At 41.1% G+C, this 23,794-nt stretch carries 23 protein-coding genes; 5 read left to right on the top strand and 18 right to left on the bottom strand.

Annotated features, from left to right (window positions below):
- Window positions 1-37: 37 nt before the first annotated feature.
- Together ACEQ1T_RS23585 and ACEQ1T_RS23580 are read right to left on the bottom strand one after the other, a co-directional pair.
- A complete protein-coding gene (locus ACEQ1T_RS23585) occupies window positions 38-967 on the bottom strand; it encodes an LCP family protein (RefSeq protein WP_370225008.1) in 930 nt (309 codons plus the stop codon).
- Window positions 968-1,250: 283 nt separating this feature from the next.
- Window positions 1,251-3,236 carry a S9 family peptidase gene (locus ACEQ1T_RS23580; RefSeq protein ID WP_206835139.1) on the bottom strand — a complete coding sequence of 662 codons (1,986 nt, stop codon included), beginning with the start codon at window positions 3,234-3,236 and terminating at the stop codon, window positions 1,251-1,253.
- Window positions 3,237-3,468: 232 nt separating this feature from the next.
- On the opposite strand from ACEQ1T_RS23580, the gene ACEQ1T_RS23575 reads away from it, so the two are divergent.
- Window positions 3,469-3,858 (top strand): hypothetical protein, encoded by a 390-nt coding sequence (locus ACEQ1T_RS23575; protein WP_206835137.1) that lies wholly within the window; start codon window positions 3,469-3,471, stop codon window positions 3,856-3,858.
- Window positions 3,859-3,956: 98 nt separating this feature from the next.
- Here the strand turns inward: ACEQ1T_RS23575 and ACEQ1T_RS23570 are convergent, their stop codons facing one another.
- Window positions 3,957-4,511: a competence protein ComK gene (locus ACEQ1T_RS23570; protein WP_206835136.1), complete on the bottom strand. Its 555-nt coding sequence runs from the start codon at window positions 4,509-4,511 to the stop codon at window positions 3,957-3,959.
- Between the two features lie 200 nt (window positions 4,512-4,711).
- Between ACEQ1T_RS23570 and ACEQ1T_RS23565 the strand changes: the two genes are divergently transcribed.
- Window positions 4,712-4,948, top strand: coding sequence for an IDEAL domain-containing protein (locus ACEQ1T_RS23565; protein ID WP_206835134.1), 237 nt, complete (start codon window positions 4,712-4,714; stop codon window positions 4,946-4,948).
- Window positions 4,949-5,010: 62 nt separating this feature from the next.
- On the top strand, window positions 5,011-5,655 hold the full coding sequence (locus ACEQ1T_RS23560) for a Type 1 glutamine amidotransferase-like domain-containing protein (RefSeq protein ID WP_206835132.1): 645 nt from the start codon (window positions 5,011-5,013) through the stop codon (window positions 5,653-5,655).
- Window positions 5,656-5,699: 44 nt separating this feature from the next.
- Here the strand turns inward: ACEQ1T_RS23560 and ACEQ1T_RS23555 are convergent, their stop codons facing one another.
- From ACEQ1T_RS23555 to ACEQ1T_RS23545, 3 genes are all read right to left on the bottom strand, one after another.
- Window positions 5,700-6,992 (bottom strand): M48 family metallopeptidase, encoded by a 1,293-nt coding sequence (locus ACEQ1T_RS23555; protein WP_206835130.1) that lies wholly within the window; start codon window positions 6,990-6,992, stop codon window positions 5,700-5,702.
- A 174-nt stretch (window positions 6,993-7,166) separates the two neighbouring features.
- Window positions 7,167-7,472 carry an AzlD domain-containing protein gene (locus ACEQ1T_RS23550; protein WP_206835129.1) on the bottom strand — a complete coding sequence of 102 codons (306 nt, stop codon included), beginning with the start codon at window positions 7,470-7,472 and terminating at the stop codon, window positions 7,167-7,169.
- Window positions 7,465-8,193 carry an AzlC family ABC transporter permease gene (locus ACEQ1T_RS23545; RefSeq protein ID WP_206835126.1) on the bottom strand — a complete coding sequence of 243 codons (729 nt, stop codon included), beginning with the start codon at window positions 8,191-8,193 and terminating at the stop codon, window positions 7,465-7,467. The genes ACEQ1T_RS23550 and ACEQ1T_RS23545 overlap by 8 nt, the downstream gene beginning before the upstream one ends.
- 136 nt (window positions 8,194-8,329) lie before the next feature.
- Between ACEQ1T_RS23545 and ACEQ1T_RS23540 the strand changes: the two genes are divergently transcribed.
- The gene (locus ACEQ1T_RS23540; protein WP_206835123.1) at window positions 8,330-8,881 is read left to right on the top strand and encodes a helix-turn-helix domain-containing protein; all 552 of its coding nucleotides are present in this window, start codon (window positions 8,330-8,332) and stop codon (window positions 8,879-8,881) included.
- A 99-nt stretch (window positions 8,882-8,980) separates the two neighbouring features.
- Here the strand turns inward: ACEQ1T_RS23540 and ACEQ1T_RS23535 are convergent, their stop codons facing one another.
- From ACEQ1T_RS23535 to ACEQ1T_RS23505, 7 genes are all read right to left on the bottom strand, one after another.
- On the bottom strand, window positions 8,981-9,775 hold the full coding sequence (locus ACEQ1T_RS23535; RefSeq protein WP_206835120.1) for an ABC transporter ATP-binding protein: 795 nt from the start codon (window positions 9,773-9,775) through the stop codon (window positions 8,981-8,983).
- Complete coding sequence (locus tag ACEQ1T_RS23530; RefSeq protein WP_370225004.1) at window positions 9,750-10,772, bottom strand: ABC transporter permease; 1,023 nt, start codon at window positions 10,770-10,772, stop codon at window positions 9,750-9,752. Before ACEQ1T_RS23530 ends, ACEQ1T_RS23535 begins: the two co-directional genes overlap by 26 nt.
- Window positions 10,773-10,959: 187 nt before the next feature.
- Entirely contained in the window at window positions 10,960-11,970 is a 1,011-nt protein-coding gene (locus tag ACEQ1T_RS23525) for an ABC transporter substrate-binding protein (RefSeq protein ID WP_206835115.1), read from the bottom strand.
- A gap of 190 nt (window positions 11,971-12,160) precedes the next feature.
- Window positions 12,161-12,937, bottom strand: coding sequence for an enoyl-CoA hydratase-related protein (locus tag ACEQ1T_RS23520; RefSeq protein WP_206835113.1), 777 nt, complete (start codon window positions 12,935-12,937; stop codon window positions 12,161-12,163).
- Between the two features lie 125 nt (window positions 12,938-13,062).
- The gene (locus ACEQ1T_RS23515; RefSeq protein WP_206835110.1) at window positions 13,063-14,619 is read right to left on the bottom strand and encodes a fatty acid--CoA ligase family protein; all 1,557 of its coding nucleotides are present in this window, start codon (window positions 14,617-14,619) and stop codon (window positions 13,063-13,065) included.
- A gap of 204 nt (window positions 14,620-14,823) precedes the next feature.
- Window positions 14,824-15,813, bottom strand: coding sequence for a lipoate--protein ligase (locus ACEQ1T_RS23510; RefSeq protein WP_206835107.1), 990 nt, complete (start codon window positions 15,811-15,813; stop codon window positions 14,824-14,826).
- Window positions 15,814-15,825: 12 nt separating this feature from the next.
- Entirely contained in the window at window positions 15,826-16,560 is a 735-nt protein-coding gene (locus ACEQ1T_RS23505; protein WP_206835103.1) for an MBL fold metallo-hydrolase, read from the bottom strand.
- A gap of 227 nt (window positions 16,561-16,787) precedes the next feature.
- Between ACEQ1T_RS23505 and yhfH the strand changes: the two genes are divergently transcribed.
- Entirely contained in the window at window positions 16,788-16,922 is a 135-nt protein-coding gene (gene yhfH / locus ACEQ1T_RS23500; RefSeq protein ID WP_206835100.1) for a protein YhfH, read from the top strand.
- 52 nt (window positions 16,923-16,974) lie between these two features.
- On the opposite strand, the gene ACEQ1T_RS23495 is transcribed toward yhfH, so the two are convergent.
- The 5 genes from ACEQ1T_RS23495 to hemE form a co-directional block, all read right to left on the bottom strand.
- Complete coding sequence (locus ACEQ1T_RS23495) at window positions 16,975-19,143, bottom strand: YhgE/Pip family protein (protein WP_370225001.1); 2,169 nt, start codon at window positions 19,141-19,143, stop codon at window positions 16,975-16,977.
- Between the two features lie 73 nt (window positions 19,144-19,216).
- A complete protein-coding gene (locus ACEQ1T_RS23490; protein WP_206835092.1) occupies window positions 19,217-19,789 on the bottom strand; it encodes a TetR/AcrR family transcriptional regulator in 573 nt (190 codons plus the stop codon).
- Between the two features lie 113 nt (window positions 19,790-19,902).
- Window positions 19,903-21,342 carry a protoporphyrinogen oxidase gene (hemY, locus tag ACEQ1T_RS23485; protein ID WP_370224999.1) on the bottom strand — a complete coding sequence of 480 codons (1,440 nt, stop codon included), beginning with the start codon at window positions 21,340-21,342 and terminating at the stop codon, window positions 19,903-19,905.
- A gap of 30 nt (window positions 21,343-21,372) precedes the next feature.
- A complete protein-coding gene (hemH, locus tag ACEQ1T_RS23480) occupies window positions 21,373-22,305 on the bottom strand; it encodes a ferrochelatase (RefSeq protein ID WP_206835084.1) in 933 nt (310 codons plus the stop codon).
- Window positions 22,306-22,429: 124 nt separating this feature from the next.
- Complete coding sequence (gene hemE / locus ACEQ1T_RS23475; protein ID WP_206835081.1) at window positions 22,430-23,476, bottom strand: uroporphyrinogen decarboxylase; 1,047 nt, start codon at window positions 23,474-23,476, stop codon at window positions 22,430-22,432.
- Window positions 23,477-23,794: the final 318 nt, after the last annotated feature.

The following is a 23,794-nucleotide window of genomic DNA, read 5'->3' as shown; positions in this document are numbered from 1 at the left end:
GTACACCTAATCCGCCAAAAACTGTGTTTCTAACTTTTTATTTCGAGAGAAACTCATGGATTGCCGCTTTGTTCGCCTCTTTATCTATGCCTAAAACAGCAGCACCATTATTTCTCTGATTTTCAAATGTTCCATCAACAGGAACACGAAGAGTCTCTACATCCCTGTTATCCTTAGATAAGAAATCTTTCCCAATATACAGAATATCGCCGGTATTCATATTGGTATTAACAAAAGGAGTTACCACCCCGATGAGTTTTGGAAGCTTTGTAATGGTCTGAAGGCTTGTAAACTGGCTTGCTACTTCTTTCATTACTTTCTGCTGGCGCTCAACCCTTCCAAAATCACCTACCGCATCCTGCCTGAACCTGACATACCCGAGGAGATGCTCACCATCAAGCCGCTGCAGACCCGGTTCCAGAGTAACACCGATATTGGCAGACATTCTTTTTTCCACATCAATTTCTACCCCTCTTGGAAAAGCTTCATCTATTAAATGAACAAAGCCTTCAAAGTCAACAATAGAGTAATATTTTATATCAATATCAAAGTTTTCCTTAAGCGTCTGCCTTAATAACTCAGGACCACCATAAGCAAGTGCTGAATTTATTCTGTTTTGTCCATGGCCCGGTATATCCACGTACATATCTCTCATAAAAGAAATAAGCTTATATGTTCCCTTTTCAGGATGGTATTGGGCAACCATGATGGTATCTGCCCGTGATTTCTCTTTTCCCCTTGCGTCACTTCCAAGAATCAGGATATTCGTTCCTCCATATTTATCTTTTTCACCGTTAAATTCAAACTCTTCTGTCTGTATATTTGCCTCTCCCTCCGTCTGGGAAACACCTTGCTTGAACTGAAAATACGAATAGCCAAGGGTTCCTGCAATCATAAGAAACAAAACCAGGAGAACGGACTTCCATTTTTTTTTCTTTTTCTTCTTTTCATATCTATCTGATCTCATTAGAATAAGTCATTTCTTTGCAGTTAAATTATATTTCGGCCGAGGGTATTGAAATACCTTCACCTATATTCGACTGCAGTTTCCATAAAAAAGTTTCGATATCACTGCTGGTATATCCTGTATACCCTTATATTCTGCAGATGAATTGGATTCTTTGCAATTTATTTTAAACAGTTTCTTTACGCTATATGAAAACTGATTTCATTGATATATCGGGTTATTTTGATGTTACTTTACAGCTTTAATCAAAAAACCGCAAACCCGGAGGCCTGCGGCAACTTTTTTATAGATATTCATCAAACCAGCCGGCAATGTAATTCAGGCGGCTGATTCTTAAATTCGGTTTTCCGCTTCTGGAAAGCTCATGGTTGGCTTCAGGGAACCGCACAAATTTTGCTGTTTTCTTCCGATGCTTTAAGGCTATGAATAATTGCTCTGCCTGCTCAATTGGACAGCGATAATCTTTTTCGCTGTGCAGAATCAGCAGCGGTGTATTCATATCATTCACATTAGCAAGCGGCGAATGTTTCCAAAGCTTTTCTATATCATTCAAATCACTCTTGATCTGCCAATCAGTAAAATAGTAGCCGATATCACTTACTCCATAGAAACTGATCCAGTTGGAGATGGATCGCTGTGTGACTGCAGCCTTGAAGCGGCTGGTGTGTCCAATAATCCAGTTGGTCATAAACCCGCCATAGCTTCCACCCGTTACGCCAAGCCGGTCTTTATCGATAAAATCGAAGTTTTCCAGAGCATAATCGACTGCATCCATAATATCCTCATAATCCTTGCCCCCATAATCTCCTCTTACAGCGTCTACAAAATGCTGTCCATATCCATGGCTTCCCCGTGGATTGATAAATAAGACCGCATAGCCTTTTGCTGCAAGACATTGGAATTCGTGGAAATATGAATTGGCATACATGGCATGAGGGCCGCCATGGATTTCGAGCACAAGCGGTGCTTTTTCTCCTTCTTTCAGATAGGCTGGTTTCATGATCCAGCCATGCAGGTCCCAATTATCCGAAGATTTAAACTGAATTGGCTCCGCATCTGCCAGCTCAACTTCGTTCAGGAACTCTTCATTCACTTTTGTCAGCTGCTTTAATTCCCCTGATGGGACATCAAGCAAAAATAAATCTCCTGGATATGAAGGCTTGCTAATGGCCACAACAGCTTTATTGATGCTTCCTCCTGTTGTCAATCCATATACATGCTGCTGATCCAGCAGCGCAGGATATAATTCCCCATCTAAAGTGCCATAATAAACAACTGTATTGCCATGATCAGTTGCCAGGAAATAAAAGCTGCTGCTGTCCTTTGCCCAAAGAATTCCCGGTGTAACTGCACCCTGCTGGAAATCTCCGATGGCATAATCACCAGCCAATATATCTGATTCTGCAGTCAGGCACTGCAGATTGCCCAATTCGAGATTATACACCCAGACCTTAGTATGCGTAGCATTTTCGTATTCCCTTTCATGCCCGAACATTCCTATGTATTTTCCATCCGGCGACCATGTGGCGCTTCCAAAATAACCTTTTCCATTTGTAATCCTTTTCATGTCTTTTGTTTCAAGATGGATAATATAGACATCGCTTAGAAAAGAGAAATCTTTGTCTTCACTTAAATCTGCTGTAACAGCAATCCATTTTCCATCAGGTGACCAGTTCTGCAGCTGGTAGTCATGTTCCCCGGATGTCAGCTGCTCCATCCCCCCAGTTTCAATATCTATTAATGCAACCTGGCTGTACCTTCCGCTCCAAAAACCCTGGGCGTCTGATTTGTGCTTCATTTTTTCAATTTCAAGCGGAACGGGCTTGTCTGCCTTTTTTTCCTGATTTTCCTTTGTTTCTGCATCTTCACCAGGTTTTATTGAAAGATTGAAACCAATTTTCTTCCCATCCGGTGACCAAACAGGATTTGAAACGCCATTTGCACAGTGTGTCAGCTGCCTGGCTTCTCCGCCTGCTTTGCTCATCACATAAATTTGTGATTTTCCGTCCCTGTCGGATACAAATGCGATTGACTCCCCGTCTGGAGACCAGCGGGGTGAATGATTACGGTGCTTGCCGTAAGTCCACTGAACCGGGATATTACTTTCAATGGTATTTAAGTAAAAAATATTTGAACTATATGTATTTTCCGCATCAAGCATTCCGGTCTCAACAAAAGCTAAGTCATTTCCATTCAAGGATAGCTGCGGATCAGCTACAGATTTTAACCGATAAAGATCTTCCGGTTTAATTGTTCTTTTTTGCGTCATTTACTCCATCCTTCCTAACTGTGCTGTTCTATTTATTTCGACATCAGAAATAAAATCCCTTCTCAATAAGCTGCTGGCTGAAATTTTTTTTAATTATTGGAAATGATGAAGAATAACAGCGTTTCGACAAATATAGGCTCTTGCAAGAAAAAACATTCCTTTGTAAAATTAAATAAGAACACTTGTTCTGTGTCACTAACAGGATACTATTGATTAAGGGAGCAGAAAAAATATGACCAGAATTCCTGAGGAAGACCGTAATATCATGGAGCAGGCTATATATTTGCCAATGGTGCTAACCATTCTAAATCGGGACTCCATCGTCATTAATAAAAGCCCATTTAAACTAAAACAGCCTTATATTGATTTGGTTGAAGAAACAATGAAGGTCATTCAAAGTGAACTCTCTGAGGTAAAACGCTATATGAATAAACACCAGCTAAAGGTACAGGAAATAAAGAGAGATGAGGCATTTACTATGTTCATGTTCCTTTACAAAGGATATGAGGAGCACCATAATTACTTTAACCCCCGCATCCGAAATAAAGTCCAGGAGCTGATGACCTATTATCTTATTAAAAAACCTAGGCATGGTCCAGGAAAAAATCTGAAGGCAAATTAATATTTGTAATAAGAAAAGCCTGCAGCTAATAATGTAATACACACACGGAAAACAGAAGCATGAAATTCCGCATGCTTCTTAGTTATCCTTTCCCTTCTCTATTGGTAGGCTCCAGTTCTCTCCGAAGCATTCATTATTTTGGAACCATTCACAAAGTACAGTGCTTTTCTCTCTGAATCTTCTATCCTTCTTATCAATGTTGTTTTTAGTAAAGCTGTTCTGAGCACCTGATTATTAAGAGTAGTATAAGATACTGGAATGATGAAGCTTTGCTTATTCTTAAAAACCACTTGAGTATGTGCGTTTTCCGCTCGCTTGAAATAATTGATGTGATCCAATGCAATCCAGATGCATTCAAGATTGTTAGGAGAGGCCGTCGGGAAAAAATAAATGAAATTTGTGGGGTCGATCGTTATCGGAGCTTTATGGGTAATGCCGGTTAATTGGCGTGTACCCTCTTTTCTGCCTTCATAGCTTGATCCAAAATATCTGCAGCTGCTTTTTATTATATCGACCGGCTTAAAAGGGGAAGTTACCTCATCATCAAGCTCCCAGATTTGCGAATAAACTTTCAGCCCATAAGAGAGGGGTTTGATAATCATTGTATTTGGATTGACTTCATACTCTTCGATCATTTGGGTATTATGGTTCATTATGTTTTCATCTCCTTTTTTATTTCGCTCTCACTTTTCCATATTAACACCAATTTATCTAAAAATTACTAATTTATTCAATAGTTTCTAAATTGTTCACAATTTAGACATTCCGAAAATATTTTCTAAAAATTTAAAAAACTTAGTTGAATATTCAGCGGCAATTCCATATAATATTAAAAAGCTCAGGGGTGATTTCCATGAAGGAAAAATCATACACCGAATTAATGAAAACCAGTGCGATGAAGCGGAAAAACCATAAGGATTCTTTTGTTCTTGACCTTTATATTGATATGCTAATTTCCGAAATTCTGCTGAATACTGAGAAAGAAAAGCTGATGAATAAAATAAACGCAGCAATTGATGAAGGAAATAAACCGTCATTTATGAATTTATCAAAGCAGTACAAAGAACTTTCCAAACGTTTTGGCACTTAGAAAAACAGTTTGCCCCCGCCAATCAGCGGGGTATTTTATTTTAATAAGGCAGGAGAAAATTAATGGACAGCAGGCATTTATTTTTAATGGGCGGAAGCCCTCCATTCGGGCAAAGGCTTGGAAAAAAGTTTGCAGAACTGGCTTCCGGAGCGGCTGGCAAAATAGCTATACTCTTTTTGGAAAGGGAAGGCTGGGAAGGCTATATGAATAAGTATACTGCTGGCTTAATTCAAAATGGGGCCAGGAATTTCTGTTATCTGCCGCTTTCCCCTGCACCTTCAGAATCTTTTCTTCAAGAATTGGCGTCCTGTTCCGGCATCATCATTGGAGGCGGTGAAACGGAAAAATACAGAAGTTTTATTGTGGATACTGAAGTGGGAGAACACATTGGCAAAATGTACATGAACGGTATTCCTGTAGCAGGTTTTTCTGCAGGTGCCCTAATCATCCCGGAGCATTGCATAATTCCCCCTATTGATACGCCTAGAGAACAGCATCTCTTTCTGAAGGGAATCGGGTTAATCAGGGATTGTGTCATAAGTGTCCATTTCACTAAATGGAATGAAGGGGAAAATTTAAAGAGGGCAGTTTGGAAAGCCAATGTCACGACTGGTTATGGAATTGATGATGATGCAGGCATTTATTTTTATAATGAAATTCAGACTGATATTGAAGGCAGCATACATATTTATAAGAATGAAACGTAAAAAAGCAAGCCACATGGCCTGCTTTTTCTCATGTTATTGTCAAATCAGTCTGCCGCCTGCTCCCGTTCTTTTTGCCTCTGTTCCATTTCATATTCTTCAAGCATGGAAATACGCTCAAGCATGGTTGGATGTCCATACCGGAATATTTTTACGAGAAGCGGCGGATTAACCTGGCTTAGACCCGCACGTGTCAGTTCCTGAAATGTTCCTATTGCTGCTTTTGAATCCTTCGTCATTTCGATGGCATAATGGTCTGCCCTTGTTTCCTGATACCGTGAAACAAGATTGGATAGGGGGCTTGAAATAAAGAGCAGCATCGAAAGAATCATCAAAAACAGCGGCAGGGACCGAATATCATTTACCGCAGGAATTTTTAGCGCCCTTCCCCATTTATCGACTGCTTTCTCCATTAATTTGGCTGTCATATAAAGCCCCAGCAGGGAAAGCAGCAAGTAACCGCCAATTCCGATGTATATATGCTTTTCCACGTAGTGGGCCATTTCATGTGCCATTATAAACAGGATCTGATCATCAGTTAATTTATTCAGTGTTGTATCCCATAGAACAATTCTTGAATTTGATCCGATGCCTGTCACATATGCATTCAGCGCATTTGTTTTCTCTGCCATATCGACTTCAAAGACATGTTCCGCCGGTATTTTAGCCTGGCTGGCCAAATCAAGAATTTTTGTTTCAAGTTCCTTGTTTTTCAAAGGATAGAAATCATTATAAAGAGGGTCAATGACAACCGGCTGCAGGAACATCATAAATAAGGTAAATGGAACAGACAAAAGCCAGGCATAAAGCCACCATCTTTTCCTGCTCTTATTAATCAGCCAGTACAGTACAGACACAATAAGAACCATCATTCCATAATTAACCCAAAAATCTATGAGCTCATCCTTCATCCACCCGCTAAAGCTCTGAGTTGAGATATTATACGTTTTTGAAAGTGAAAAGCTGATATAGCTTAATGGCATTGTGGCCATAAACGCGAAAAAAGAAAGCCAAATTAAATATATCGCCGTTTGCAGAAATTTATAAGGCGCAGTCTGCTCAGCCCACTTCTTAAAAGCCTTCGATAATCCAAATAAAAGAATGAATAAATAGAAAATCCATTCAAAAGGTGTAGAAATAAAAAACAGCAGGTTTCTTATTTTAGAATATTCCTCACTGAGCATCAGTTCCCTGCCGTTCAGGAAAGTTGCCGGATCTGCACGTGAGCCTTCATACTCAAACGGCAGACTGCTGTCAGCAAAATAGAATAAATACCAATAAAAAAATAAACCGTATACAAAAAAGGCGAGCGCCCCGTAAAAGCCTAATTTCCGCGCCATCTGATCCCCCCTTATGGTACAACCTTTCTATATTTAGTTTAGTATAAAAATCTGTAATTAGAACTATTTTGATGGGACAATCATTACTTAAAAGATAATAGCCTATTCCAGCAGTTCTATTGAAAAAGCCGGTTCTCGAAGGAACCGGCTAAAGAACATCAATAATAATCTTTTCTAAAATAAGAAAGAATATACAGATAACACAGCAATTGATCCTAATACGACAACAATCACATTTGCACCTAAAAAGGCAGCTAGAAAGGCAGCAGCTGCCCCGAGCAGCCCAAACCAAAGATCTTCATTTATAAACAGAATGCCTGGAAAAATGAGTGCCCCTAAAGTCGCATACGGCACATTCTTTAATATCCCCTGAACAAACCCGGGAAGCTCCTTCCCCTTAAAAAGCACAAAAGGCAGAAGCCTTGGGATATAAGTAACTGCTGCCATTCCAATAATCATCCACACGACTTGGCTACTCATGCCCCTGACCCCTTTGCCTGTTTTTTATACTTTCAATCCATTCTACTATTACAGCCGATAAAAGCGTGGCCAGTACAATTGCCCATCCTGTCGATAACATATTAGTCAAAGTAAAAATCATGTTAAAACATGCTGCCAGCGCCGCAAGAAATACAACTTTTGCACTCTTTTTCATAGACGGAACAAGAAGGCCGACAAACATGGCATAAAGTGCAACAGACATGCTTTCCTGCAAGGTTTGCGGAAGGCTCGCACCAATTAGGTGCCCAAGCCCAGAGCAAATGACCCAGCTTGCATAGGAAACCGAAATAAGCCCAAGCATATAACCGCTTGTTACCTTATCTTCACGTACTGCTGCAACTGAGAAAGTTTCGTCCGTAATCCCAAAAGACAAAATTACCTTGTTAGCATCCTGTTCATCATCCCACTTTTCGTTAAGAGAGGTTGACATTAAGAAGTGCCTGATATTCACAATAAATGTTGTCAAAACAATTTCAAATATACCCGTTCCCAATGAAAGAAGGCTCAGGGATATGTACTGTGCTGCCCCCGCAAATACGAGCAAACTCATTAAAGCTGTTTCACCAATTGAAAGACCAGTTGTTTTGGCGAGCAGCCCAAATGTTAAAGCGATTGGTGCATATCCTATCGCGATGCTGATTCCCGACTGCACCCCTTTCCTATACTCTCCGGAAGGCTTGCCGACTGCAAGTTCTGCCATAATGCTCACCGCCTTAAAAAATATAATACTAAACCTGAAAAATATACTATAATAGACTTAATATTAAAGAATGATGCATTGATATAGTATATTATACATTCGTGCGTTATATTACACAATAAGTTTGGAGGATATAATGGAGAATATTCAAAAAAGTATTGGGGAAAACCTGAGGAATATTCGAAAAACAAGAGGTTACAGCCTGGATGCAACGGCAGAAATAACCGGGGTCAGCAAGGCGATGCTGGGGCAGATTGAGCGGGGGGAATCCAACCCGACTGTCACCACCCTATGGAAAATCGCGAGCGGCCTTCAGGTTTCATTTTCCTCACTTATTCATGAGGAACCATCAGATATCCAACTCATAGAATTGAAAACTCTAACTCCAATAATGGAGAGCATGGGCAGATACAGGGTTTATCCCGTGTTCCCTTTTGATCCCCGCAAGAAATTCGAGATCTTCACAGTCGAAATTGAACCGGGCTGTCAGCATACATCTGATAAACATAATGAGGGTGTTGAAGAATATATCACTGTCATGTCCGGAACGCTTGAAATAGAGATCGGAGACCAGCGAATCACTGTCCGCCCCGGAAATTCAATAAAATTCTCAGCAAATAAAGTGCATACGTATAAAAATATCGGAGACGAACTGATTCGCTACCAGGCAGTCATGTATTATCCATGAAAAAGTAGGCATATCGCTGCGCTCGGTATGCTTTTTACTGGAATATCTCCAAGAACAAACAAGCCGGACAAAGCGAAAAGCCTTTTGTCCGGTCTCCTTTTAGATTAATACAGCCTTGTCGCTGCTCATTTTCTCTCCGCGGATTTTTTGGAATTCTTCAAGCAGTTTTTCGACAGTCAAATCTTTCTTTTGGTCTTCATTTGTTTCAAAAATGATCTGGCCTTTGTCCATCATGATCAGCCTATTTCCCAGGTCAAGTGCCTGCTGCATATTGTGAGTCACCATTAACGTGGTAAGTTTATATGTTTCCACAATCTCTTTCGTAAGGCTGGTAATCAATTCTGCACGAGCAGGGTCCAAGGCAGCGGTATGTTCGTCCAAAAGCAGTATTTTAGGCTCTGTGAAAGTCGCCATCAAAAGGGATAATGCCTGCCTTTCTCCCCCTGACAGCAGTCCGACTTTTGCTGAAAGCCTGTTTTCCAATCCAAGATGCAGCATTTCCAGCTTTTCCTGAAAAAAGTCGCGGCGTTTCTTGGAAACACCTTTGCGAAGGCCTCGCACCATAGTTCTCGAATAAGCAATGGCCAGATTTTCCTCTATCGTCATGGAGGGTGCTGTTCCTGCCATCGGATCCTGGAAAACGCGTCCAATCAGCCTGGATCTTTTATGTTCCTTCACAAGAGTGACATCAGTGCCATCAACCAGCACTTCTCCTATATCAGGAATCAATTTGCCGGAAATCATATTCATAAGAGTAGATTTTCCCGCTCCATTACTGCCGATAACCGTCATGAAGTCGCCTGGCTTTAAATGAAGATCGATTCTGTGAAGCGCTGTTTTTTCGTCTGGAGTTCCCTCATTAAATACTTTATGAATCTGATTTAATTGCAGCAAGATGTTCACCACTTTTCCCGTAAGCATTAGTTTTTTTCGCTTCCGCTAATCTCCGCCGCTTTCTCTGCTTTTCTTTTTGCTGCTGAATAAGCTTTGGCAGAATCAGCGCGCCAATCACGATTACTGCTGTGATTAGCTTCATATCTCCTGTTTCAAGGAATTCAACCCTTAATGCAAGAGTGACTATAATACGATATAAGATGGCTCCTCCGATGACAGCGAGTGTTGCCCGGACAATAGTTTTTGCACCAAAGATTGCTTCTCCAATGATCACGGATGCAAGTCCGATGATAATCATCCCGATTCCCATTCCGACGTCACTGAATCCGTTATACTGTGCCACTAATGCTCCAGAAAAAGCAACCAGTGCATTTGAAATGCCCAAGCCAGCTATCTTCAAAAGATCTGTATCAGCAGAAAAGCTGTGGATCATCGTCTCATTGTCGCCTGTTGCGCGTATGGCCAGGCCAATATCTGTCTTTAAGAAAAGATCAATCAATACTTTCACAGCAAAGGCTAAAATTAGCATTAAAATGAGAATACCCCAGGTCTTTGGGATGAAACTCATTCCCAATGCCCCAAACAGGCTTTGAATAGCCTGATCAATCCCAAGCCCCTGCCAGAATGCTGTAAGCTTTGTGATAGCCGTTTCCTCAGACAGCAGAGGAACATTTGACTTGCCCATAATCCGGAGATTGATAGAGTACAATGCGATCATCATTAATATTCCGGACAAGAGGGCATTAATTTTTCCTTTTGTATGAAGAAGGCCTGTAAGGCAGCCTGCTGCAAAACCCGCAAGCAAAGCTGTCATTGTTGCCAAAAATGGATTGTATCCCCCTACTATCATGACAGCTGCTACAGATGCGCCCGTTACAAAGCTTCCATCCACCGTCAGATCGGGAAAATCCAGTATTCTGAATGATAGGTAAACTCCCAATGCCATTAAGGCATAAATTGCTCCTGCCTCAATGGAACCAAAGATCGCTGTTGGCATAGTAATCTCCCTTTCTATTAGAAAGCGTAAGCGCCTTGCCCACTCCCGACAAGCACAAGACAAGCCTCACGGAAAGGCGTTCGTTGCCTTTTTTGGGAGGATTGGCTTGTGACCTCGAAGGGGTAGGCTGCTTGCGCTAGACAGTTATCGAGGTGAAAAGCGTAAGCGCTGGTGGTTATTGCTGGTATTACTCCACAAACTCAGCAAGTTCGCTCCATTCCTCTTTTAAGTCAATTCCCATTTCTTCTGCAGCCTTTTTATTGATTACCAGCTTTAGATTCTGCGGATATTGGACAGGTAGTTCGGATGGCTTCTTGCCGTCTTTTAAAATTTTTGCAGCCATTTCCCCAGCTTCATATCCGATATCTTCATAGTCAAATCCATAAGCAGCAAAGCCCCCGCGTTTAACAGAATCCAGCTCTCCTACAAATAGCGGGATGTCATTATCGTTTGAAACCTGAATGACAGATTCCAAAGCAGAAACGACAGTATTATCCGTAATAATATAGATGGCATCTGCTTTTCCGACAAGTGATTCTGCAGCCTGTTTCACTTCAGAAGAATTGGATACGGTAGCTTCGGCCAATTTCATATCTGTACCTGAAAGAGCTTCCTTCACCTTTTCAATCTGCACCTCTGAGTTTTGTTCTCCAGAATTGTAAATAACACCCACAGTTCCAGCCTCAAATTGTTCATCTATAAATTTAACCATATTGGGTATCGCATCAGGATGTGTATCTGTTGTACCAGTTATATTTCCTTCAGGTGTATCCATTGATTTTACTAATTGCGCACCCACTGGATCTGTTACTGAAGTAAATACAATTGGTATATCCTTCGTCGCATTAAGTGCACTTAATGCACTTGGGGTAGAGTTGGCAAAGATCAGGTCTACTCCATCTCCGGCAAAATTATTGGCAATGGATTGATTATTATTCTGGTCCCCCTGAGCAATCTGGACATCATAGCTTGCTTCAATACCAGAATCCTCTAAAGCCTTTTTAAATCCCTCCAGTGCCGCATCTAACGAAGGATGCTCGACAATCTGCGTAACTCCTATATTAAATGATTCTTCCTTTTCTTTATCAGAAGACCCTGCATCTCCATTTGTGCTTTCACTGCCGCAGCCGCTTAGCAGCAATGTTCCCATAAGACCTGCTGCAGCTACTGCTTTAAATAATTTTATTCTCTCTAACATACTAGTTGATCCCCCTTTTATCTCTATCTTTCCACTTCATCACTTTTATGCTTTTATGCTTTTATTCACTAAATTATATAGTTAACAGTCTTACTATTCAAGATGTTTTTTAATAATTTTCTAAAAATTATTATTTTAATAGAAAAGACACAGCACAATTCTGCCGTGTCCCATTACTTGCTTATTCATTTTATTTCCCTTTAAATTCTGGTTTTCTTTTTTCAGCAAAGGCTGCAAGAGCTTCAACTCTATCTTCTGTTGGGATAATGACTTCATATGCCTTCCTTTCAATCTGAAGTCCAGTCTGCAAATCGACGCCCATGCCATGCTTTACAGCAAATTTAGCCTGCTGAAGGGCAAGAGGGCCATTATTAAGCATTTGTCCGGCAAATTCAAAACAATCATTTAAGAGATTTTCTTTTTCAGTCACTTTGGTAAGGATGCCGTATTCAAGCGCTTCTTCAGAAGTAAGCCTTTTAGCCGTCAAAATTAATTCCAGGGCTTTGGCCTGGCCAATCAATCTTGGAAGTCTTTGAGTGCCGCCTGCACCTGGTATTATGGCTAAACTTGTTTCTGTAAGTCCCATGGCAGTGCCTGAAACGGCGATGCGGAAATCGCAGGATAGTGCCAGTTCCATCCCGCCTCCGAAGGCAAAACCGTTTATAGCAGCGATAGTAGGCTGCGGGAGCTGATCAACCAGTGAGAATACTTCACCTATTTTATATATATTCCTGCGGACTTGCTCTTCAGATAATGTCCTGCGCTCTTTTAAATCTGCACCGACACTGAATGCCTTTTCTCCAGCCCCTGTAAAAATCACTGCACGAACATCAGGGCTGGTTCGCAGTTTCTCAACTGTTTCCTGAAGCTCCGATAAAGTCTCAAAATTAAATGCATTCAATGCATCAGGACGGTTAATCGTTACGACCGCAATATGACCTTTTGTTTCAACTGCAATAGAACTCATTTGTATCTCTCCTCTTTCCAGTGCTATCTAATAATTCGATGAATTTTGCGAAAACCCTTTCAAGTTTAGTCAATTTGAAGTGGAATAGAAAAGGACAGACACATCCATTGCCTGTCCATAAAAACCTATTTAGTCTGCAGTACCTGATTCTTCAACGCTCTCCGCAAAATTTTACCAGTTGCGTTCTTTGGCAGCTCCTCTAAGAATTCAATCGTTGACGGCACTTTATATTTAGCCAGATGCTCAGCACAGTATGCAAGCAGCAATTCTTCTGTCTGCTGAGGGTTTTTAGATACAACATAGCACCTCACCGCTTCTCCCAGATTTGGATCAGGCACACCCAATACAGCAACTTCAACTACATCCTCATGATTATAGAGCACCTCTTCTACTTCCCGAGGGTACACGTTATATCCGCCGACTAAAATAAGGTCCTTTTTACGGTCAACGATATAAAAATAGCCTTCCTCATCCTTTTTTGCGAGGTCTCCTGTATAAAGCCAGCCATCACGAATAGTGGCCGCTGTTTCTTCAGGCATCTTGTAGTATCCCTTCATCACATTAGGCCCGCGAACAATCAGTTCTCCAACTTCGCCAACGGAAACTTCTTCTCCCAGTTCATTTACAACCTTATTCTCAACGTTCATAATGGATTGCCCGATTGAGCCTGCTTTGCGCGGCTTATCCAGCGGATTAAAGCAGGTAACCGGAGAAGCTTCTGAAAGACCATATCCTTCTGAGACAATGACATTGAACTTTTTTTCAAAGCCATGGAGAAGTGCAACAGGCATGGCAGCACCGCCCGAAATGCAAAGCCTTAACGATTTCAGATCTTCTGGATTGCCATCATCAAACTGAAGAAGGAAATTGTACATGGTCGGAACGCCGGCAAAAACAGTAGGTTCAAATTTTTTTGCGAGTCTAAAAATTTCTTTAGGGCTGAATTTTGGATCTATTAAAATAGTAGCCCCATTCATCAGCGGTGCATTGAGAGCAACCGTTAAACAGAAAACATGAAACATCGGCAAAGTAGTGATAACCCGGTCATTTTCGTTCATGTGCAAATAATCGCTGACATCCTTTGCATTGCTGTAGAGGTTTTTATGTGTCAGCATGGCACCTTTCGGCTTGCCTGTCGTACCGGATGTATATAGGATAACGGCCGTTTCCTCTTCTTCGAGTTCAGGGCCTTTAAAATCCAAATCTCCTGAACCCATCACCTGTGTAAACGATTTCATTTTTTCAAAAGCTGTTAATGCAGACGGGTCCGCTTTTGTAAACTGTCCCTGCGGGGTTTCGCAAATAATAAAGTTCTCCACCTTTGGAAGAGCCTGATGCATCTTCTCAATCAAAGGCACTAAGAGATCGAGCGTAACAACAGCTTTTACATCACCATTATTAACAATGTAGCCAATTTCATCAGGTGTATAAATTGGGTTGATCGGTATAACAGTTGCTCCAAGACGCAGTGCGCCATGCAGGCCAATGACAAATTGCGGTGAATTCCCCAGTAAAAGAGCAATATGATCTCCTTTTTTTACTCCCAGCTTTGAAAGCCCATCCGCAAATTTGGTCACAGCACCATCAAGCTCCGCATATGTACTGGACTGGTCCATAAAATAATAGGCAGTCTTATTGCCCATCTTGATCGCCGTTTCATGCAGCTGTTCTGTTAAATTCATTTACACTCCCCCTATAATGAATGAATAGTCATTCATTTTTATTAAATAAATTTTCTAAATATATTATATTGAAAGAAATTTTTGTATTCAAGTAGGAAAGCGAATTGTTCACAATTTCTTTTTTACAGCGGACTGACTTTCGCAAGACTTTATATAAATATAAGAAAAGCCGGCAATATGCCAGCTTTCCAATAAATGACCGCATTAATAAATCAGGTTGATAAATTCGGTCTTTGTCACATTTCCAAAGTAATGCTTAATGTCCACTCCCCCAAGGGCACTTTCAACCTCTGACTTTTCATAGCGAATTCCTGTAAGCTTGTTTTCAATTTCGCTTACATCGCCAACCCCAAAGAAGTCTCCGTAAATTTTACATTCCACAATTTGCCCTTTTGTGACATTAAGTCTAATATCAATTTGCCCCACTGGGAAACGATGCGAGTGCTGCAGATCAAATTTGGGGGATTTTCCATAATTCCAATCCCAGTTTTGATAGCGCTCCCTGGACAGCTGGTGAATTTTTTCCCAATCATCATTCGTGAGCTTGTACTCTGGAATTTCATCTAAATCACCAAAAATATTCTTAAGCAGCAGAGTGCGAAATTCTTGAATTGTGATTTTTTTATCCAGGAACTCTGATATATTAGCAACCCGGCTCCGAATAGATTTAATGCCTTTCGATTCAATTTTATCCTTCTTTACCTTTAGTGCCGAAACGACACTTTCTATTTCTGAATCAAATAAGAGGGTGCCATGGCTAAACATTCTGCCTTTGGTTGAAAACTGGGCATTCCCGGATATCTTTCTCCCTTCCGCCATCAGATCATTTCGGCCGCTCAATTCAGCATTAACACCAAGCTTCCGCAAAGCCTCTACAACTGGTTCGGTAAACTTTTGGAAGTTATGAAAGCTTTCTCCATCATCTTTTGTGATAAAGCTGAAGTTGAGATTGCCTAAATCATGATAAACGGCCCCGCCGCCAGAAAGCCTTCTGACTACATGGATGCTATTGTTCTCGACATATTCAGTATTGATCTCTTCAACGGTATTCTGATTTTTTCCAATAATAATGGAAGGTTCATTAATATAAAAAAGCAAATAGGTTTCTTCAATATCAAGATTTTTCAGTGCATATTCTTCAATAGCAAGGTTAATTCTGGGATCTGTGATTCCCTGGTTGTCAATAAAAAGCATCTGTTTTCCTCCTCAAAAAGTATGGGACCATTGATAATCCGCAAGCGAAATAGGACCGGGATATTTTGTTGAAGCCTCTTCCTTCAGCTTTCTCAGTTCACCATAATGAGGCAAATGAGTCAGCAGCAAATTCTTCACCTTTGCTTTTCTGGCCAATGTTCCAGCATCCAGGCTTGTCATATGCCCTGCATTCTTTCCATTTTGATGACCATAAAAATTGCATTCGCAAACTAATAAATCAGCATTCTCGCTAAATGCTTCCAGCTCTTCTTTATATGAGGTATCAGCCGTATAAATAAGCGTTTTGCCGTCTGCTTCAATTCTCATTGCATAGCATGGCACTGGGTGATTAGTCTTTAAAAAGCGGATTTGAAACGGTCCTGCAGAGAGAGTGCCATCAGGATCATAGCAGACTCCCTTTGTTATATCCTTGTATGTAAATTTAGCAAATTCAAGCTGATCAAGGGAATGGCCATAAATCGGGAGTGTATCTGTTTTCCTGCCTAAAAAACCCTGAATGAGCCTGGCATGCTGCAGTACCCCTATATCTGCAATGTGATCTGGATGGTAATGCGAGATAATCACTGCATCCAATTCTTCTGGCTGAAAAATGTTCTGCATTTTTGAAAGGACGCCGCTTCCGCAGTCGATCAGCAAATGAAAACCATCATGCTCCAGCAAATACCCTGAACTGGCTCCATCAGCTTTAGGATAACCGCCCCAGCTGCCGATTACAGTTAGCTTCATCACGTTTCCTCCTTATTAAAAAGTTCAAGCTCCTACGCTATGACTTGGTAACCAAAATCTCAAGAAAAGACCAAGCTTTGCTATGTTCAATATACTCGATTATGCCTATTTTTTCACTTTTTTAAAATTGTATTGAAACAGAAGTTGACATATGAATTCTGTTATAATACAATTAACTTAAATAATCAAACTATTTAGAACAAAATCACAAATCAGGAGGCTTCAACATGATTCAAAACATTATGGAGTTTTTCAGAAACCTGCCGGCTAAACAATGTTCAGAATGCGGGAAGTCGATCGAAGAGCAGCATGAATGTTACGGAAACAAGTGTGATAATTGCATGGGAATTACAGATTTATAGAATTATATATTTAAAGCCAGCCCTGTGGGCTGGCTTTGTTTTTTGCTAATAATCAATCAGCCTGCCCTGCAGCTGCTGCAAATCTTTTCTTGTGCATTGCAGTAAAGTAAACAAAAGTTCCTGCAATAAATAGGGCGGCGAAACTCAATAGAATTACTGCATTCTCCCACATAAAATCAAAATTTCCGCTTGAAATGACAGCCTTTAGTCCGGAAACAGAATAGGTCATAGGCAAGTATGAACTGATTGGCTGAAGTGCATTAGGAATCAGCTCAAGCGGGAAAGTACCTGCACTTGTTGTCAGCTGGAGAATTAATATAATTATGGCAGCAAACCGGCCAGGATCACCCATGACGGTGACAAAAAATTGAATCAGAGCTATGAAAGTAAGGCTGGTTATGATTGTAAACAGCAGAAACAAAGGTACACTCTGCACTTCCAGGCCAAGTCCCAGCAATAATATCATGGCAGCAATGAGACCCTGAATAATGCCTACTCCAGCAAGAATCCCAAACTTGCTTGCAAACCAGCTAAATCCTGACCGCGGAACGCCAGCCGGCTCCCGAAGCGGAAATACAATTGAAAGAAGCAGAGCACCCACGAAAAGGCCAAGCGACAGAAAATATGGCGCGAACCCTGTACCATAGTTAGGTACTTCTGTAATCTTCTCATTATCTATTTCTACCGGATTTGCCATCATATTATAAGTTTTATCGCTGGCATTTACGGCTGATGCATTTTCAGCGCCATCCGCTAATTTATTTGCTAACTCAGAAGAACCTTCAAAAATTTGTGTATTACCTTCAGCTACTTTGCCTGCGCCATCTTCAAGCTGCTTTGTGCCGTCTGCCAATGCATCTGAACCTTGGGTCAGTTTTCCAAGCCCTCCTGACAAATCTGCTGCACCGCCTGCTAGCCTGTCTGCTCCGGCTTGTGCTTCACCAAATTTCTGAGCAAATGTTTCCATTCCAGCACCGAAATCTTTATGGCCCTGTACTAGCTGCTGAGAACCAATTTCCAGCTCTGATGCCCCCTGGGCAAGCTGATTTATTCCCTGCTGCAGCTGCAGCTGTCCTTCATTTAGCTGTCCCATTTTTTGGGACAATTCGGCTCCTCCCGCAGATAATTTGCCAGCTGACTCAGCAAGCTGGGCTGTTCCAGCCTTCAGCTGGGCAAGCACACTCTGAAGCTCAGCTTTTTCAGGAGATCCTTCAGGAAGCTGCGAAATAAAGCCCTGCAGCTTTTGCTCTAAAAGAGCAGTACCTCCGCTGAGTTTTTGTGCCTCCGTTTGCCATTGCTCCAGAGATGAAGATAAGGTTTTCGCTCCATTTTCAAGCTGCTCAGTTCCATCAATCATAACAGGCAGCTTTTCCTTTACTGTATCAATCCCTGCCTTTGATTGTGTAACACCTGCAGAAAGCTTTTCACTCCCAGATTTCAGCTGATAGGATGCTTTACTTAATTCTGATTGGCCTTCAGCCAGTTTGCCTAATCCTTCTGAAAGGGTTTTAGCTCCTTCTGCCATTTCCTCTGAACCTTTGCTTGCTGAGCTTACACCGTTATTGAACTCAATGGATTTATCGGCCAAAAGCGCCAGCTTCTCATGCAGCGTTTTAGAACCATCTTTTAAACCTGCAGCTCCTTCACTGATTTGAAGGGCCCCGTCACTTGCCTGTCCAATGCCATCTGCCAGTTCCCCTACTTTATCGAACATCGTTTCAGCATATGTTTCAGTCACTTTTTCTGACAGAGACATTTTAATTTTTTCTACAGCTGTTCCTCCAATTTGAGCTGATAAAAAATTGTAGCTCTCATTGGGAACGTAAATCAGGTTCATTTTCTGCGGATTGTCCTCAAGGAGTGTGGTTGCATTCTTGGAAAAATCCTTAGGGATTTCAACAAGCATATAGTAATGCTGATCATTTAGATCTTTATATGCCTCCTCTTTATCAACAAATTGAAAATTAAAGTCCTTGCTTTCCTTTAATTTATCAACAAGATCATCGCCAAGATGCAAGTCATTACCTTCAAATGCAGCACCGGCATCCTCATTAACGATAGCAACAGGCAGATCATCTAAATGATCATATGGATCCCAAAATGCCCAAAGAAACATTCCGCTGTATAAAATAGGAATAAACATTACTGCGATAATAGGAATCAGCAATTTTTTGTTTTTTAAGATTGCTGAAAACTCCTTCAAGAAAAGTTTGTTTTTCACCGTAAATCCCTCCACAATAACTTAGTGACTATTTTCCTCATTTGGTCATTTTGCTGAAAAAATAGAGGACTATCTAGTTCGATAATCCTTTCATAATATATTGTTCAAACAGCATAGCTATTTTTTCTTTTTCCAAAGGTTCATGACGCTGCTCCCAATCAAATATAAGAGCAATATAAAGCTTCAGCATCACAAAAGATGTCAGTTCAGGATCGCATTCCCGGATTTCTCCTTTTTCAATCGCTTGTGCAACTTTGTCTTTTACATAATTTAATATCGCATCCTCTACTTTCCCAATTACATCTGTAACAGCAGGAGTTCCCATTTCCTTTGCTTCCTGGAAAAGCTTGATTGTTAACTGATGCTTCATGCGGAATTCAAGTATTTTATACAATCCCCGATGAACATTTTTATGAAAGGGCAAAGAGGGATCAAGCGCTTCATCAGCTGCGCTTTTCATTTCCACGATGAGCGTATGGATAATTTCATCAAACAGCTCTTCTTTATTTTTAAAGAAATTATAAATAGTGCCTTTTCCTACATTTGCAAGCTTCGCAACCTGATCCATAGTGGTTGCTTTATATCCAAACAGAGAAAATGATTTAGTGGCCGCCTCAATAATTTGCTGTTTGCGATCTGCTGACATGAACTCACCTCATATAAAATGACTAAATGAACATTTTGGTCATTAGTACAAAAAGTAATTTATCATACTCCAAATGAAAAAGCAACCTGAAATGATGCCAATATAAAAAGCTGTCACAAACGGACAGCTTTTTGCTTGTTGCTTTGCAAGTATTCAACTGCATTTCGAACTGCCTCTTCTGCCTGATCTATGCAATCAGGAACGCCAAGACCTTCAAATGAACTTCCTGCCAGAAAAATGCCGGGCAGCTTTGCCTGTGCCTGTTTCTTTGCCAGATCGACGCGTTCTTTATGTCCTACAGTATACTGCGGCATAGAATCCTTCCATCTTGTTACATAAACAAAGTCCGGATTCATTTTAATATTCATTGTTTTATTTAAATCATCAAGTACAACTTTAATAATTTGATCATCTGACAGATCCACCACAGTTTCATCACCAGCTTTGCCAACATAACAGCGCAGAAGCACTTTTCCTTTTGGAGTCGAATGGGGCCATTTCTTATGTGTCCACGTGCATGCAGTAATGGTGTAATCACTATGGCGTGAAACAACAAAACCGGTTCCGTCAATATCCCTTTCAATCGCTTCTTCAGGGAATGCCAGCGCTACAGTTGCCACAGAAGTGGACGGCATGTCTTTGAACTGCTCAAATATTCCCCACCCGGAGAAAATGCTGCACAGTGCACGATGGGGAACAGCCATGACCATGCAGTCTGCCTGAAGGTTTTCTCCGCCATTCCATTCAACTGTATAGCTTCTGCCAGTCTTCTTGATAGATTCAATTCGATGGCCTTTCAGTACAGTTCCAGGTTCAAGCTTGCTCTCCAGGGCATCGACAAGTGATTGAAGCCCCGATTTCAAAGTAAGGAACATCCCTTCTTTGCTCTTGCGGCTTGAGGCTTGTTTCTGCTGAGTGCCTGTAGACTTTTTCATTCCCAGAATTAAACTTCTATACTTCTGCTCAACCTGATAAAACTGCGGGAATATGGCCATAAGGCTTAATTGATCAATATCGCCAGCATATATGCCAGAGAGAAGCGGTTCAATCAAATTATCGACAACCTCGTCACCAAGCCTTCTTCTAAAAAAGGCACCCAGTGACTGATCATTGGAAGGATTGGAGCGCGGCAGCACAAAATCTGCAGCAGCTCTTGCCTTCCCTGCGGGAGTGAATAATCCGGTTGTAATAAAGGGAGCAATTTGTGTTGGAATCCCCATGATGGATCCGCCCGGCATTGGAAATAGACGCTGCCTTACAAGCACATAGGACTTACCGGATGTATTTCTCACAAGCTCTTTTTCCAGGCCAGCTTCCTTGGCAAGCCGGGACGCACTTTGTTTACGTGCCAAAAAGGAATCTGGCCCTCTTTCGATCACAAAACCGTCTCGTGTTATCGTTTGAATTTTGCCGCCAAGACGATGTGAGGCTTCTATAAGCTTTACATCCAGGGCCATTCCTTTTTCTTTGGCTTCCTTCTGCAGATAGTAAGCTGCAGCAAGACCAGTAATTCCTCCTCCGGCAACCACAACTTTCTGTCGCTCTCCCTGCACGGTAAATCGCCTTCTTTTCTAATTTTTTGCTTATCTATTCAGCAACTTAAAAATGGCATCAGACATCGCATCAATAAACTCTGGCTGTGAATTTGGCATTTCTGGACGGTAATAGCTTGCACCCAGCTCATCAGTGACAACTTTGCATTCATAGTCATTGTCGTACAGCACTTCAAGATGATCTGAAACAAAGCCGACAGGAGTATACACAAATGCCCTGTAGCTCTTGTTTTCATAAAGGTCTCTTGTCAAATCCTGCACATCAGGACCTAGCCAAGGCTCAGGTGTGTTTCCTGCACTTTGCCAGCCAACGGCATAATCTTTGACTCCAGCCTGTTCGGCAATGAGATCAGCTGTTTCCTGCAGCTGATGCGGATATGGATCCCCTGATTGCAGAATCTTTTCCGGCAAACTGTGTGCAGAAACAATTAACACTGCAGAATCTTTTTCTTCAGCAGGCATTTTATCGAATGTTTCCTTTACACGATCGGCCCAATATTTGATAAACTTAGGTTCTTTATACCAGCTTTCAACTGATTTTATTACAGGACCGCCAAGCTTTTCAGCCTCTTCTTTGGCTCTGCCATTATATGATTTTACGCTAAAGGTTGAGAAATGCGGTGCAAGAACAATGCTGACAGCCTCTTCAATCCCATCCTCATGCATTTGTTTAACCGCATCTTCTACAAAAGGTTCAATATGCTTTAACCCTAAATACATTCTGAATTCATAATCGTCCTGAACTTCATTTAAATGCTGTTCAAGTTTTTCAGCCTGAACTTTGGTGATTTCTGCAAGCGGTGATATTCCGCCAATCGCTTCATATCTGCTTCTTAAATCTTCAAGCATTTCCTCAGAAGGCTTTCTTCCTCTGCGGATATGTGTATAGTAACGCTCAATGTCTTCTTCCTTATAGGGAGTTCCATAAGCCATTACAAGTAAACCCATTGTCTTTTTACCCATGTCATCCACCTCAAATTCTATCTGTCTCCAGTTTTTATTGTGCCAAAAAACAAATCGATTACCAAAACTAATGCTCATAGCAATATGCAAATGCTGCATGCTATCGCTTAAAGAAAACCGGAGGCTACTTGCTTAATTTTGAAGCAGAGTATTCATGAATAAAAGTTGTTAATTTTCTTAATGTGTCCGGATTAACCTCAGGAAAAACACCATGCCCAAGATTGAATATATAACCCGGCTGAGCCATTCCCTGATCCAGAATACCTTTTGCTTTTTCCTCAATTACTTCCCAAGGGGCAAGCAGGATAGCTGGATCAAGATTGCCTTGAACCGTTTTTGTAATTCCTTTTGCTCTTGCTTCCTGAATTGGAAGTCTCCAGTCCAGCCCAACTACATCAAGCGGCAGATCATGCCACTCCATAGCCAGGTGGCTAGCACCAACTCCGAACATGATCAGCGGGACATTCTCTTCTTTTAAGGCAGAGAAAATGCGATTCATTACTGGCTTAATAAAATAGCGGTAATCCTCCACATTTAATGCGCCAACCCATGAATCGAAAATCTGGATGGCTTTTGCACCTGCTTTGACCTGGGATTTCACATATGTAATAGTCATTTCACCAAGCTTATCCATTAAAGCGAACCAGGCTTTAGGCTCTGCATACATGAATGCTTTCGTTTTGTTGTAGTTCTTTGATGGTCCGCCTTCAATCATATAACTGGCAAGAGTAAATGGAGCCCCGGCAAAACCGATTAGAGGCACAGTCAATTGCTCTTGAGTAAGAAGCTTAATAGTATCCAGGACATATGGAACATCCTCTTCAGGATTTATTTCCCCAAGCTTCTCTACATCCGCTATGGAACGGATTGGATTTGAAATAACAGGGCCGATTCCTGATTTTATTTCCACATCAACCCCAATGGCTGGAAGCGGTGACATAATATCTTTATAAAGAATGGCAGCATCATTGTTATATTGCTCTACCGGCAGCCTTGTAACATAAGCACAAAGCTCAGGCTGGTGTGTTATTTCGAAAAGGGAGTATTTTTCTTTTATCGCTCTATATTCCGGCTGCGAGCGGCCAGCCTGCCGCATATACCAAACAGGAACATAATCTGTCTGTTCCCCCCTTGCGGCCTTCAGAAATGTATCATTAAATGAGTTTTTCATTAAATTTTACCACCTTTCAAGACTTGTCTGCGTATTATTGTAATATATATATACCAAAATTAGAAATCGCCAGTATCTACCTTTATGACTATATCCTTTTTTCTCTGTTTTTGTATAGATTTGAAGGCTAAATGTCAAAAATTTGACGTTTTTAACTGTCTAAATAAGGGAAAATTAAAGATTGTAAGGATATTAGCACAGTAAAAATTCAAATTTTTTAATGAAGTGTTTTAAATGAAGATTCTATTAATAGCATGATGCATTCACTAATTGACCTTCAAAGAACACTATAAATCTTTTCCAGGTGGAGTGAGAAAA

The sequence above is a fragment of the Cytobacillus sp. genome (assembly GCF_964223445.1).
Lineage (GTDB): Bacteria > Bacillota > Bacilli > Bacillales > Cytobacillaceae > Cytobacillus.
Note: the sequence above shows the minus strand (reverse complement) of the source record. Positions and strands in the feature narration are given on the sequence as shown.

Coding starts and splice junctions, on each gene's coding strand:
- ACEQ1T_RS23585 (WP_370225008.1), bottom strand. CDS start 967: ATGAGATCAGATAGATATGAAAAGAAGAAAAAGAAAAAAAAATGGAAG.
- ACEQ1T_RS23580 (WP_206835139.1), bottom strand. CDS start 3,236: ATGACGCAAAAAAGAACAATTAAACCGGAAGATCTTTATCGGTTAAAA.
- ACEQ1T_RS23575 (WP_206835137.1), top strand. CDS start 3,469: ATGACCAGAATTCCTGAGGAAGACCGTAATATCATGGAGCAGGCTATA.
- ACEQ1T_RS23570 (WP_206835136.1), bottom strand. CDS start 4,511: ATGAACCATAATACCCAAATGATCGAAGAGTATGAAGTCAATCCAAAT.
- ACEQ1T_RS23565 (WP_206835134.1), top strand. CDS start 4,712: ATGAAGGAAAAATCATACACCGAATTAATGAAAACCAGTGCGATGAAG.
- ACEQ1T_RS23560 (WP_206835132.1), top strand. CDS start 5,011: ATGGACAGCAGGCATTTATTTTTAATGGGCGGAAGCCCTCCATTCGGG.
- ACEQ1T_RS23555 (WP_206835130.1), bottom strand. CDS start 6,992: ATGGCGCGGAAATTAGGCTTTTACGGGGCGCTCGCCTTTTTTGTATAC.
- ACEQ1T_RS23550 (WP_206835129.1), bottom strand. CDS start 7,472: ATGAGTAGCCAAGTCGTGTGGATGATTATTGGAATGGCAGCAGTTACT.
- ACEQ1T_RS23545 (WP_206835126.1), bottom strand. CDS start 8,193: ATGGCAGAACTTGCAGTCGGCAAGCCTTCCGGAGAGTATAGGAAAGGG.
- ACEQ1T_RS23540 (WP_206835123.1), top strand. CDS start 8,330: ATGGAGAATATTCAAAAAAGTATTGGGGAAAACCTGAGGAATATTCGA.
- ACEQ1T_RS23530 (WP_370225004.1), bottom strand. CDS start 10,772: ATGCCAACAGCGATCTTTGGTTCCATTGAGGCAGGAGCAATTTATGCC.
- ACEQ1T_RS23525 (WP_206835115.1), bottom strand. CDS start 11,970: ATGTTAGAGAGAATAAAATTATTTAAAGCAGTAGCTGCAGCAGGTCTT.
- ACEQ1T_RS23520 (WP_206835113.1), bottom strand. CDS start 12,937: ATGAGTTCTATTGCAGTTGAAACAAAAGGTCATATTGCGGTCGTAACG.
- ACEQ1T_RS23515 (WP_206835110.1), bottom strand. CDS start 14,619: ATGAATTTAACAGAACAGCTGCATGAAACGGCGATCAAGATGGGCAAT.
- ACEQ1T_RS23510 (WP_206835107.1), bottom strand. CDS start 15,813: ATGCTTTTTATTGACAACCAGGGAATCACAGATCCCAGAATTAACCTT.
- ACEQ1T_RS23505 (WP_206835103.1), bottom strand. CDS start 16,560: ATGAAGCTAACTGTAATCGGCAGCTGGGGCGGTTATCCTAAAGCTGAT.
- yhfH (WP_206835100.1), top strand. CDS start 16,788: ATGATTCAAAACATTATGGAGTTTTTCAGAAACCTGCCGGCTAAACAA.
- ACEQ1T_RS23490 (WP_206835092.1), bottom strand. CDS start 19,789: ATGTCAGCAGATCGCAAACAGCAAATTATTGAGGCGGCCACTAAATCA.
- hemH (WP_206835084.1), bottom strand. CDS start 22,305: ATGGGTAAAAAGACAATGGGTTTACTTGTAATGGCTTATGGAACTCCC.
- hemE (WP_206835081.1), bottom strand. CDS start 23,476: ATGAAAAACTCATTTAATGATACATTTCTGAAGGCCGCAAGGGGGGAA.